The organism is Bartonella sp. AP1QHHD, assembly GCF_042196265.1.
In the GTDB taxonomy this organism is placed as follows: Bacteria; Pseudomonadota; Alphaproteobacteria; order Rhizobiales; family Rhizobiaceae; genus Bartonella.
Window position 1 is genome coordinate 1 of the sequence record NZ_JBHIPW010000056.1, and the last position, 1,084, is coordinate 1,084.

General features: G+C 44.1%; 1 protein-coding gene. It reads left to right on the plus strand.

The genetic code is table 11. The annotated features are described in order from the left end of the window. Positions 1-1,084: tyrosine-type recombinase/integrase (locus tag ACFIME_RS05825; RefSeq protein ID WP_375684638.1), on the plus strand; the 1,084-nt coding region annotated here is incomplete at both ends.

Here is a 1,084-nt window from a genome sequence, read left to right on the forward strand (position 1 = left end):
CAACATTGGGAGCTGGCAAATATAATGATGGTGCCGGCTTGTTACTTCATAAGCGTAAAGATGGAGGTGCTCAATGGATTTACCGTTTTACCATTCATGGGCGGCGCCGTGAAATGGGCTTGGGTGCCTTGAGAGATGTCTCTTTAAAACAAGCCCGTGAATTGGCAACTGGGTGGCGCTCTGTTCTTCGTGAAGGTCGTGACCCCATTAAAGAACGCAATAAACAAAAGCGTGAGGCAATAAGTAATCTCCATTATTTAAAAGATATCGCGTTGGATGCTTTTGAAAGCCGTAAAGCTGAACTAAAAGGAGATGGTAAAGATGGGCGTTGGTTTTTACCCTTAAAACTCCATATTCTCCCCAAATTAGGTTGCCTCCCCGTTTCAGAGATTACACAAACAGAGATACGCAATACACTTGCTCCCATTTGGCATACAAAAGCAGCAACAGCTGATAAAGCTCTTACCCGCCTTAATATTTGTCTCAAACATGCGGCTGCTTTGGGTTTGGATGTTGATTTACAAGCAACAGAAAAAGCACGCGCTCTCTTAGGTAAACAACGCCATAAAACGCAAAATTTTCCAGCTATGGATTGGAGAGATGTCCCTGCCTTTTATAAAACACTTTGCGAAGCATCAACCTTAACACAACTGGCTTTGCGTTTGCTTATTTTGACAGGCGTTCGTACCAACCCTTTGTGTCATATTCATAAAGACCAAGTTGATGGCGATATCTGGACAATCCCTGCTGAAAATATGAAAGGTCGACGTGATACTACAGAAGAGTTTCGCGTGCCTCTATCATCAGAAGCATTAGAAATCTTAAAACAAGCGCGCTTGCTTTCTCGCAATGATTTCTTCTTTTCTGCAACCGGTCGGGGTCCCCTCGCTGCAAATTGTATGGCTCAATATATGAGAGACAATAAAATTGAGGCATGCCCCCATGGATTTCGTTCTAGTTTACGTGATTGGCTCGCTGAAACAACCGATGCCCCCTATGAGGTCGCTGAAACTATTCTAAGTCATACAGTTGGCGGCAAAGTAGAGCGTGCCTATCGTCGTACTGATTATCTAGAACAGCGCCG